At 65.2% G+C, this 10,994-nt stretch carries 9 protein-coding genes; 5 read left to right on the top strand and 4 right to left on the bottom strand.

Features of this window, described 5'->3' with window-relative positions:
- Both B1964_RS23480 and B1964_RS23475 read right to left on the bottom strand, forming a co-directional pair.
- Positions 1-694 (bottom strand): class I adenylate-forming enzyme family protein (locus B1964_RS23480; RefSeq protein WP_139765843.1); only part of this gene is annotated, 694 nt, incomplete at its 3' end.
- On the bottom strand, positions 691-1,329 hold the full coding sequence (locus B1964_RS23475) for a nitroreductase family protein (RefSeq protein ID WP_079931486.1): 639 nt from the start codon (positions 1,327-1,329) through the stop codon (positions 691-693). The genes B1964_RS23475 and B1964_RS23480, both read right to left, overlap by 4 nt.
- Before the next feature lie 141 nt (positions 1,330-1,470).
- On the opposite strand from B1964_RS23475, the gene B1964_RS23470 reads away from it, so the two are divergent.
- From B1964_RS23470 to B1964_RS23450, 5 genes are all read left to right on the top strand, one after another.
- On the top strand, positions 1,471-3,432 hold the full coding sequence (locus tag B1964_RS23470) for an NAD(P)/FAD-dependent oxidoreductase (RefSeq protein ID WP_079931485.1): 1,962 nt from the start codon (positions 1,471-1,473) through the stop codon (positions 3,430-3,432).
- A 72-nt stretch (positions 3,433-3,504) separates the two neighbouring features.
- Positions 3,505-5,469 carry a gamma-glutamyltransferase gene (gene ggt, locus B1964_RS23465; RefSeq protein ID WP_079931484.1) on the top strand — a complete coding sequence of 655 codons (1,965 nt, stop codon included), beginning with the start codon at positions 3,505-3,507 and terminating at the stop codon, positions 5,467-5,469.
- 80 nt (positions 5,470-5,549) lie between these two features.
- Positions 5,550-8,000, top strand: coding sequence for an ATP-binding protein (locus B1964_RS23460; protein ID WP_079931483.1), 2,451 nt, complete (start codon positions 5,550-5,552; stop codon positions 7,998-8,000).
- Positions 7,997-8,368: a hypothetical protein gene (locus B1964_RS23455; RefSeq protein ID WP_253194150.1), complete on the top strand. Its 372-nt coding sequence runs from the start codon at positions 7,997-7,999 to the stop codon at positions 8,366-8,368. Before B1964_RS23460 ends, B1964_RS23455 begins: the two co-directional genes overlap by 4 nt.
- Positions 8,369-8,626: 258 nt before the next feature.
- The gene (locus B1964_RS23450; RefSeq protein ID WP_172398944.1) at positions 8,627-9,253 is read left to right on the top strand and encodes a YoaK family protein; all 627 of its coding nucleotides are present in this window, start codon (positions 8,627-8,629) and stop codon (positions 9,251-9,253) included.
- Between the two features lie 123 nt (positions 9,254-9,376).
- Here the strand turns inward: B1964_RS23450 and B1964_RS23445 are convergent, their stop codons facing one another.
- Together B1964_RS23445 and B1964_RS23440 are read right to left on the bottom strand one after the other, a co-directional pair.
- Complete coding sequence (locus B1964_RS23445; RefSeq protein WP_079931482.1) at positions 9,377-9,895, bottom strand: MmpS family transport accessory protein; 519 nt, start codon at positions 9,893-9,895, stop codon at positions 9,377-9,379.
- Between the two features lie 114 nt (positions 9,896-10,009).
- A complete protein-coding gene (locus tag B1964_RS23440; RefSeq protein WP_079931481.1) occupies positions 10,010-10,918 on the bottom strand; it encodes an SDR family NAD(P)-dependent oxidoreductase in 909 nt (302 codons plus the stop codon).
- Positions 10,919-10,994 lie beyond the last annotated feature (76 nt).

Here is a 10,994-nt window from a genome sequence, read left to right as displayed (position 1 = left end):
CATACAGCCACACGTCGTCCGGTAGACAGCGCAAACCCCAGGTGTAGGCGGGTGCTGTGGAAATGAGGTAATTGCGATGGGCGATCACCACACCCTTCGGGGTGGACTCCGTTCCGCTGGTGTAGACGATCATCGCGATGTCGTGCTCGTCGACGTCGACCGCCGGTTGGTCATCCTGCCCCTCGGCGAGGGCAGACTCGAAGGAGGTCCACGCCGGGTCGGGCGATTCTCCTATGACGATGACTCTCGCACCCGCAGCGTCGGCGATCGGCGCCGCCAGCTCAGCGCTTTCGGTCGCAACGACTAGCACAGCCGGCTCGAGATGCTGTATTTGATAAGCGATTTCGCGCTCCCCGAAAAGCGGACTTATCCCGGAGTAGAACGCACCGACCTTCAACGCTCCGTAGTAGGCGATGACGTTCTCCACGCGGTTGCGGCCCATTACCGCAACACCGTCGCCGCGTCGGACGCCTCGGGCAAGCAAGGCGTGGGCGAAGCGATTGGACAGTCGATCAAGCTCTTCATACGTTGTGGCAGAGCGGGTTCCGTCGCTCAGATATGAGACGATTGCCGGCTTGATCGGCTGTGATCGTGCCAGGCGACGCAACTGATCACCGATGGTCGCCCGCCCGAGCGGTGCGGTCTGGGCCTGCGTTAGTGCACGCGGTGCTGTCTCCGTCGGTGCGACGCTCATGAGAACATCGGAGCGTCGAAGCGGTCCAAGAAGGCAATCTCGTTCACCTGAGTGCGGGTGAGCTTGCGGGGGAAGCCATCACGCGGATAGCCGACAGCGATGTGCGCTGCGGTGATGTATCCGGCGGGAATGGCCAGTAGTTCTTTCACCGCAGGTTCCTCGGCGCACAACAGAGTGGTCAGCGCGGTCGCGACGCCCTGTTCTCGCAGTGCGAGCGTCAGGTTCTGGACCGTCGGGTAGATGGAGGCACCGCCCACCACGCTGAGTCTGTCGAGCTCGTGGTCGGTCGGGTGCAGTCCCTCTGCTTCGGCGCATACCACGACGAGGGCCGGCACCTCGGCGAGGTGATGGGCGAAGTAGTTCGCGCTCTCGACGGTCGCCGGCACAGCGCCCACGGCCTTCGAACCCTCGATGACCGCGGCGTAGTAGGCCTCCCAGTAGGGCAGATAAAGCTCCGCGAGTCGGGCTTTGGTGTCTTTGTCGCGGACGACGATCCAGCGCACCGGCTGCCGGTTGCCGCCCTGCGGACCGAAGCGCGCATTATCGAACGCCTGGTAGAAGACCTCGTCCTCGACGTGCTTATCGCTGAAGTATCGGCACGTTCCCGTCGACCGCATGGCCTCGCTGAGTTCCATCACGACTCCCTCATCTGGTGAACTAACGGCAGTTAGCATGATGCGGATCACACTGACATGGGTTTTCAACGCATGTCAAGGGCAATCTAGCGACTTCAATCCAATCTTGACTCATGGAACTAACAGTGGTTAGTTCAAAAGATGACGTCTGTGCATCTGTCTGAGCAGAGTGTGGCAAGTATCGACGAAAGCCGCCTGCGCGCCGCGCTCAGAGCCGGGAACATCCCGACGTTGATCGCAGTGTTGGTCGAGATGACCGGTGATCCCCGGTGGCTCACTGAGCGGTACCGGCCCACGCGCTCTCGTGGCATGGACGACAACCGCAGTGGCGGGCTCGACGAAGAGGTGCAGCGGGAGATCTGTGACGGCCTGGTCGAGGCGGTTTTGGCCTGGCAGGCCAACGGAGGGCTGGCCCGGCAGGCGCCCGATGCGGAGCTGGTGGCACGGGTTCTGGACTTCACCGCCGGTGAGTCCGTGCCGCACGAGTTCAGTCCGATGATGGCTGAGATCGTCGCCGGTTCGGAAGCGTCGGCCGGCGTCCGCATGGATACCGACGACACCGCGCACCTATCGGCGATCGTCATCGGCGCCGGAGTGGCCGGAATGCTGATGTCGGTGCAGTTGGCTGCGGCCGGGGTGCGACACGTGATCCTGGAGAAGAATGATGAGGTCGGCGGATCATGGTGGGAGAACCGGTATCCGGGTGCCGGCGTGGACACTCCGAGTTACCTCTACTCCATCTCGTCCTTCGACCACCACTGGTCGACACATTTCGGTAAGCGCGACGAGGTGCAGCAGTACCTCGCCGATTACGCCGACCAGCACGCCATTCGGGACCGCATTCGGTTTGGCGTCGAAGTCGATTCGGCCACATACGATTCGGAAGATCAACGGTGGACGGTTGTCGCCCACAATCGTGACGGTGAGTCACTCACGTTGCAGGCCCAACTGGTCATCAGCGCGGTCGGTCTCTTGAATCGGCCCAAGATCCCCGCCCTGCCCGGCATAGATTCGTTTGCTGGAGAACAGTTCCACTCCGCTCAATGGCCGAGCCGACTGGACGAGTCGGATGCGTTGCGCGGTAAGCGGGTTGCCATAGTAGGGTCGGGCGCCAGCGCCATGCAGATCGGCCCAGCTATCGTTGACGAGGTGGAGTCGTTGACCATCTTCCAACGCTCACCGCAGTGGATCGCACCCAACGACGACTACTTCTCACCGGTCGGCGACGACGTGCACTGGCTGATGGATCATGTTCCCGGATATCGGGAGTGGTATCGAGCCAGGCTTTCGTGGATATTCAACGACAAGGTGCATCCCACCCTGCAGGTCGATCCACACTGGGGCGAGGAGACAGCATCGATCAACGCCGCAAACCACGGACATCGTCGGTTCTACGAGCGCTACCTGCAGCAGGAACTCGGTGACCGTGACGATCTGATCGCGCTGTCGACTCCCGATTACCCGCCGTTCGGCAAGCGCATGCTGCTCGACAATGGGTGGTATGCGATGCTCCGTCGGCCGCACGTTGAGCTGATTCCGCACGCGGTCGGTGAAGTGACGCCGACCGGACTTCTTGACGCAACCGGGACAGCGCGAGATTTCGACATCGTCATCCTTGCAACCGGTTTCCACAGCGACCGCTTCCTCTATCCGATGGATGTGCGCGGCCGGAGCGGCCGGTCCACCGTCGAGGTATGGGGTGAGCACGATGCGCACGCGTACCTGGGCATCACGGCTCCCGACTTCCCGAATCTCTTCATTCTGACCGGGCCCAACACAGCCCTCGGTCACGGAGGCAGTTTCATCAGCATTCTGGAATGCCAGGTTCGCTATGTGATGTCCGTGGTGGAGCTGATGGCACGCGAGGACCTGGGCGCAGTAGAGGTTCGGCAAGAAGTTGCAGACGACTACAACCAAGCCGTCGATGAGGCCCACGCGCGCATGGTGTGGACTCACCCCGCGATGAGCAATTGGTACCGCAATGCCGACGGCCGTGTCGTCGCGGTGACCCCGTGGCGGATCATCGACTACTGGACGATGACGCGAGCGGTGAACCGGGATGACTTTCTCGAGGAGGCGGTTGCGTCGTCAGGCTACTCGTGACGTTCGTGGTCCCTCGGCCAATTTGACCGGACACGGCGATAGACGCACCTCACCCGGCCTACCCTGAACCCAATGCCCCGTCCACGTAGAGTCGACCTGCTGCGGGCAGCGGTTCTCGTCGTTGCTCCCGCAGTGCTCCTGACTGCCTGCACCTCGTCGAACTCCGACACCGCAGCAACCCCGGTGACCTGCGGCGAGATCGCGACGGGCACCCAACTCGACGCCAGCGGATCACCGCAGTCCTCGGCCGACATCTCCACCCGGCCGGAGGCAGCCACCGGCTACCGCACCGGCATGCAGCCGGTCCACACCAACTCCTACGCCGCGGCCACAGCGAATCCGTTGGCCACCAAGGCGGCCTGCGAGGTGCTGCGTGATGGCGGGACCGCCGCGGACGCGCTCGTCGCTGCCCAAACCGTCCTCGGCCTCGTCGAACCGCAGTCGTCCGGCATCGGCGGTGGCGCGTTCGCGCTCTACTACGACGCAGCCACCCACACGGTCAGCGCCTTCGACGGCCGCGAGACCGCGCCGGCCGCGGCCACCGAGGACTATCTGCGCTACATCAGCCCCACCGATCAGCGCGCGCCCATCCCGAGTGCGCGGGCATCGGGCCGGTCCATCGGTGTCCCGGGCGCGGTCCGAATGCTCGAAGAGATCCACAACCAGTACGGCCGCGCATCGTGGCAATCGCTGTTCAACCCGGCGATCCAGCTGTCCGACAACGGCTTCGACATCTCCCCGCGCCTTGCCGCGGCGATCGCCGATTCGGCCGAGGATCTCACCACCGACGACGAGGCCCGCACCTACTTCCTCAACCCGGACGGCACACCCAAGACCGTCGGCACCCGACTGACCAATCCCGCCTACGCCAAGACCCTCGGTGCGCTGGCCACCGACGGCGCCCAGGCGCTCTACACCGGACCGATCGCCGAGGCCATCGTCGCAGCGGCCGGCTCCACGGCCAACGGTATGACACCGAGCCTGATGACCACCGACGATCTGGCCACCTACCAGGCGAAGCGCCGCGACCCGGTGTCCACGGACTACCGCGGTTACCGCATCGTCGCCATGCCCGGCCCGTCGTCGGGCGGCATCACCGTGGCCTCCACCATGGGCATCCTCTCCAACTTCAACCTGCCGTCGATGGCACCGGACGCCGTCGACCGCGATGGTGGACGGCCCAATCCGGCTGCGGTGCACCTGGTCAACGAGGCCGAACGCCTCGCCTACGCCGACCGCGACAAGTACATCGCCGACCCCGACTTCATCCCACTCCCTGGTCAGGGCGTCGCTACCCTGCTCGACCCGGCCTACCTGAAACAGCGGGCGTCGCTGATCCAGCCGAACACCTCGCTCGGCGAGGCGCAGCCCGGTGACCTCGGCGACGTCCCGCTGGGCTCCTACCCCGGCACCGAACACGGCACCAGCCACATCACCGTCGCCGACCGCTACGGCAACGTCGCGTCGATGACCACCACCGTCGAGTCGGCGTTCGGCAGCTTCCACATGGTCGACGGCTTCATCCTCAACAACCAGCTCACCGACTTCTCCGCACAACCCCGCGACTCCTCCGGCGCACTCCTGGCCAATCGGGTGTCACCGGGCAAACGCCCCCGCTCGTCGATGGCCCCGACGCTGGTGATGCGGCCCGGTACCAACGGCGCCCCCGACACCCTCATCGGTGCGCTCGGCTCGCCCGGCGGATCGACGATCATCCAGTACGTCGTCAAAACCCTCGTCGGCATGATCGATTGGCAACTCAATCCGCAGCAGGCGGTGTCGATGATCGACTTCGGCTCGGCCAACACTCCGGTGTCCAACGTCGGTGGCGAACATCCACTGGTGAACACCGCTGACGACGGCGCCTCCGATCCGCTGGTGACGGGCCTGCGGCAACGCGGCGAGCAGGTGTCCGTCGACGACCAGTCCAGCGGCCTGAGCGCGCTGTGGCGACTGAATCCCACCAGCGGCTGGGTCGGCGGTGCCGACCCACGCCGTGAAGGTGCGGTGATGGGGGACGACGCGCAGCTGCAGTAGTCGGCCGCCCCGTTCGTCCACGTCGTGTCGGTGGCGTCTGCCAAGATACGGACTGGTCGCCATCGAGTGAGGATGTGAACGTGGACGCGAGCACGGTCGAGAACGAGATCTGGGACCTGATCGAGCAGGACCCCGACCTCGACGAGGATGTCGCGCTGATGGTCGCCGCGGCACTGCGCAGCGACGACGAACTCACCGCACAGTTCGGTGAGGACGCGCCCCAGGTGACGCGGCCGGCGCCGGTGGCCGCTGCGCAAACGACGCCGGTGACCGCCTACATCCGGTCCGTCACCGCTCGCGGATTCCGTGGGATCGGACCGGAATCGACGTTGGAACTCAACCCCTTTCCCGGTATCACCGTCGTCAGCGGCCGAAACGGCTCGGGCAAATCGAGTTTCGCTGAGGCCGTCGAGTTCGCGCTCACCGGCACCAGCTACCGCTGGAAGGAACGGTCCAAACACTGGCAAGACTCCTGGCGCAACATCCACCAGGACGACGACGCCGCGGTCACCGTCCGCTTCGCCTTGGTCCGCGACGACGGGAAACATGCCACCGACCTGATCGTCGCCGCCTCCTGGAACGACGGCGACGGACTCTACGACGCCAAACTCTGGGCACAGGTACACGGCGAACCGGCCACCGACGTCGCCGGCCTCGGATGGGCCCAGCCACTCGACATCTACCGCCCGATCCTCTCCTATGAGGAAGTGGGCGGCGTGTTCGAGGAGGGACAGGCAGCCTTTTACGACCGCATCAACCGGCTGCTGGCACTCGACCAGATCAATGACGCCGAAGCCCGGCTGGCCGCAGCGCTTAAAGAACTGAAAAAGCCTGCAGCTGAGGCAGAACAGGCACGTAAGGCGATGCGTGCCCACCTCGAGAACGCCGACGACCCGCGGGCGGCACAGGTACTCGCTTTCACCAAGCGCCGGCCGTTCAAGGTCGCCGACGCCGAGGCGGCCGCCGTCGGAACCGGATCGTCGGCGGCGCAAACGGTGAGCAGGCTCCGCCGGATCGCGGCCGTCGAACTGCCCACAATCGCGGAGGTCGGCGCACTGACCGCCCAGCTACGCGAGGCGCTCGCGGCTGAAGCCGACAGCGCCGGAGGCCTCTTCGACGCTCTCTCCCAACGCAGTACCCTGCTGCAAGCGGCGATCGACTGGCAGCACGACCACGACGGCGAGACCTGCCCGGTCTGCGGACAAGGCACGCTCGACGCGCAGTGGCGCGAACAGGCACAGCAGCAGATCGCCGAATCGCGACAGCTCCTCGGTGAGCACCAAGAATCCCAACGTGCGAAACACGCCGCACAAGAGGGTATTCGAGCACTGATCGCGAAAGTTCCGGAATTGCCGGCACCGGACGGGGAGCAGCTGCCGGCGTTGCCGGGATACGTCACCGCGCGAGCAACACTGAGTGCGCTCCCCGCCGACGTGGCCGCGTGGCCCGACCACGTCGACACCGCTTTCCTGCAGATCCACGAGGCGGCGAACGTTCTTACCAACCAAGCTCGTTCCCGCGCAGACGAACTCGACGACGCATGGGCAGCCGTGGCCGGTCAGATCCTCGGTTGGGTTGAGCTGCACCGCAAAGCCGAGCACGCGAACGAGAAGCTGACGCGCGCGTCGGCCGCGCAGACCTGGCTGCGACACGCGTCCACCACGCTGCGCGAACGGCGACTCGCTCCGATCGTGGAACGTACCCGCGAGATCTGGGCGCGACTGCGGCAGGAAAGCGACGTCGACCTCGGTACGGTCGCCCTGACCGGTGCCGGCAACCGCCGACGCGTCGACGTCACCGGATCCATCGGCGATCACGACCTCGGCGCGATGTCGGTGATGAGCCAGGGAGAACTGCACGCATTGGCCCTCGCGCTGTTCATCCCGCGGGCCACCGCCGACGCGAGCCCGTTCCGCTTCCTGATCCTCGACGACCCCATCCAGGCCATGGACCCGGCCAAGATCGAAGGCTTCCTCGGCGAACTCGAAGAACTCGCGAAAGACCGCCAGGTGATCGTCTTCTCCCACGACGATCGCCTTCCCACCGCGATCCGCAATGCCTCGGTCCCCGCGGAACTGTTGTCCGTCAAGCGATCTGCCGGATCAGTCGTCACCGTGACCACCAACGAGACACCAGCAGCACGCTACGTCGACGATGCCATCGCCCTGATCAAGGACGACGGCGTCAGCGACCAGGTCAAGAAGAAAGCACTTCCCGGCCTTTACCGGCTCGCCGTCGAATCGGCAGCCAAGCAGGTGTACTTCAGCAAACAGGCCCGGCTCGGCGTCGACCCCGAGACGTCCGAATCGACGTGGTCCGAACACGTCCGGACGAAGCCGCGGGTGGCACTGGCCGTGTATGGCGACGCGACGGGGAACATCGGTGGCTGGCTGGCTCACCGCCCTCATCGCGGGCCGTCGATTAGGTTCTGTGCGGGCACGGTGCACGACGGGACCGACGACCTCACCATGGAAAGCATCAAACGTCTGCAATTGACCGTGCGGGACATCCTGGCCGAGGCGGCGCCATGAGCGACGGTGACATGAGTGACGACGGGCCCACCACCGCGGTGGCGCTGCTGGCGCAGGCAGACACAATCCTGGCCGGGCACTCGTCGATCCACTCCGCGACACTCGCGGCGTTCCTCGCCCGGCAGGCTACCGAGGCGCTCATCGAGGCACGCTGCACCGAACTCGTCGGACCCGTCCCCGGCGCGACCACCAGATCCAAACTGGCGATCCTGAAATCCCTCGACCACACCGAGGCCGGGCAGGCGCTCGCCCTGTCGTGGTACCGGCTCAGCGGCTACTGCCACGTACACGCCTACGAGCTACCGCCCACTGTCGGGGAAGTGCGGGCGGCGTGTGAACAAGTGATGGGAGTGGTGGACGTTCACTGAACTCGACGCCGCATTTCCGCCGGTTCTCGACGAGCGAAGGCCCTTTCGGTTGGCGGTTCGGGTTCATCTCACCACTGAAGTTCGCAAGCCATGACGCTCCCCTCCGCAGGTCGTCGTCGACGAGTCGGCGCGTTGTAGCAGAACGTTCGCCCTGGCGTGACCTTCTGATACATCTCGCCTCGTCGCGGGCTGCGCCCCGCGCACGTGTGCCACAATCCGCGAGTGCACTCGATTCGCAGGCGGGAACTCGCGCTGGCAATGGTGTTGGCGGCGATCGCCGGCTACCTCGACGCTGTCGGCTTCTTGCATCTCGGTGGCTTCTTCGTGTCCTTCATGAGCGGTAACACCACCAGGGCGGCCGCGAATGCCGCGTCCGGCGACTGGGTGCAGGCAGGCCGGGCCGCCGGGCTGATCGGGCTGTTCTTCGTCGGCGTGGTCGCCGGGTCGGTGCTGTCGCGCTTCGCGCACGGCAGAGTGGTGGTGTTGTGGGCAACCACAGGGATTGTCGGTTGCTCCGCCCTCGCTCAAACTTTGGGCGTAGGAGTGCCCGCGGTCTTGGTGATCTCGGTGGCGATGGGCGTGCTCAACGCCACGTTTCAACGCGGAGGCGAGGTGTCGATCGGTTTGACGTATATGACCGGAACCCTGGTCAAGGCCGGGCAGCGGCTGGTGGACGGCTTCTTCGGTGGGTCCCGCACTGCGTGGTTGCGTTACCTTGCGATGTGGATTGCTTTGTCCGCCGGAGCCATTGCCGGTGCGTACGCGTACACCCGCATCCCTGACGCCGTGCTCTGGATCGCTTCGGGCGGACTCCTGCTGGCCACGTCGGTGACCACGATCGTGCGCCGGCGCTCAGTACTCGTGGAGTCGGATGGCGAAAAGTAATACAGAACATAATGATTCGGCGGCGACGCACAGGTCATTGCTGAATCAAGGTTGCGGTGGGCCCGAAGGGTTGGCGCGTCACCCGACCCGACGAGATGGATCGGGCGACGCCAAGTCGCCGTACTAGTCGACGCTGCCGGTGCAGGTCGCCGATGCGTACGGACCCGTCGCAGTCTGTGTGTACTTCACTTGGTCGCCGACGATGATCTCGCACTTGGTCGAAGCAGTATCGGACTCGTCATTCGTGACGGTGAGCGACGCTGCCTTCGCGAACCCCGTGACCGTGACCTTCTTTTCCCAGGGAAGCGTGACATTCGTCGCCTGCGCGATGTTGAAGTCCTTGTCGGTCCACGTGATCGACGCAGTTCCGGTACCGCTCACGCGATACGTGACCTCGACTTCCTTCTTCGACTGCTTGTCGACCTCGTTGGCCGCAGTGCCCACGAGAGCAACGCAACCGCCGATGATGAGAACGAACAGGAGGATGACGCCACCGAGAATCCACGGCCAGATCTTCCGCTTTTTCGGCGGCGGCTGAGGCGGGTAAGGGTATGGCTGCTGGCCGTAGGGCTGTTGTCCGTATGGCTGCTGGGGCTGATACGGGTTGGGGTCGCCGCTGCCGGGCGGGGGAGGGGTGGTCACTGCGCCGGACTCCTTTGAACGCTGATGCAGGTAAAGGGACCGTAATCAAGTGCTGCCTGAGATCAGGGCCGTTCGGCTTGCGAATCGTCCGGCCGGGGGACAGCGTGGCAGATCTCAGAACTCCGTCCCCGTGAGCTTTTCGGCCGCCTCCCAGAGCCGGCCGGCAAGTCCGAAATCGCAGGCCGTGGGCGAGCGGCCGAACAGCACCGGCCGGCCGCGCAGCGCGCCGATACCGTCGACGCCGACGTAGCTTCCGGTGGCGATCGGCTGGGTGAGGCAGTAGATGGTGGTGGCGGCACCGGCGTCGACGTCGTTGGCGAGCAGTTCGGCACCGCCGCGCACGATGCGATGCGCCAGTCCGAGATGCGGTTTGTTGGAGATGTTGGACGCCACCCACCCGGGTGTGGTCAACATCGTCTCGACGGGCGAACCCGTTGTGCGCAAACGCCGGTCGAGCTCGAGGCCCCACAACATGACCGCGAGTTTGGATCGGGCATAGGCGCGCGGCGGGCTCCACGATGCGTCGGCGTAGTTGAGATCGTCCGGGTCGATCCGCGCGGCCTTGTGGGCGTCGGACGCGACACACACGATGCGTCGGCGGACCTGTGCGAGAAGGAGATTGGTGAAAGCGAACGGGCCGAGGAAATTGGTGCCGATGCCGAGTTCGAATCCGTCGACGGTCTGGGAGTGCGTGTGCGGGAACATGCCGGCGTTGTTGACGAGGAAGTCGATGGGCCCCTCGATGGATGCCGCGCAGTCGCGCACCGACGACAGATCCGCGAGGTCGAGCCGAACCACCGAACAGTCGCCGCCGAACTCCGCTGCGTTGAATTCTTCTGCGCGGCGGCGCCCCAAGTCGACGTCACGGGCGGGCAGGATCACCGAGGCTCCTGCGCGGGCGAGTGCGCGCGCCGTCGCCAACCCCAATCCGTTGGTGGCGCCGGTGACCACGGCACGTGTCCCGTTCAGAGACGCGAGATCGAGACCCTCGAACGGATCCCGTTTTCTCCGACGGCCCGCCATCACGCACTCACCTCGAGAGCGTCGTCGAGCCAGTCGAACATCCGCTCGGCGGTCACCGCCCGGCCCATCGGCTGGG

This window comes from Gordonia sp. i37 (genome assembly GCF_002043085.1).
Classification (GTDB): Bacteria; Actinomycetota; Actinomycetes; order Mycobacteriales; family Mycobacteriaceae; genus Gordonia; species Gordonia polyisoprenivorans.
The sequence above is the reverse complement of the archived record's forward strand: the minus strand, read 5'-3'. Positions and strand labels throughout refer to the sequence as shown.

Coding starts and splice junctions, on each gene's coding strand:
- B1964_RS23475 (WP_079931486.1), bottom strand. CDS start 1,329: ATGGAACTCAGCGAGGCCATGCGGTCGACGGGAACGTGCCGATACTTC.
- B1964_RS23470 (WP_079931485.1), top strand. CDS start 1,471: ATGACGTCTGTGCATCTGTCTGAGCAGAGTGTGGCAAGTATCGACGAA.
- ggt (WP_079931484.1), top strand. CDS start 3,505: ATGCCCCGTCCACGTAGAGTCGACCTGCTGCGGGCAGCGGTTCTCGTC.
- B1964_RS23455 (WP_253194150.1), top strand. CDS start 7,997: ATGAGCGACGGTGACATGAGTGACGACGGGCCCACCACCGCGGTGGCG.
- B1964_RS23450 (WP_172398944.1), top strand. CDS start 8,627: ATGGTGTTGGCGGCGATCGCCGGCTACCTCGACGCTGTCGGCTTCTTG.
- B1964_RS23440 (WP_079931481.1), bottom strand. CDS start 10,918: ATGGCGGGCCGTCGGAGAAAACGGGATCCGTTCGAGGGTCTCGATCTC.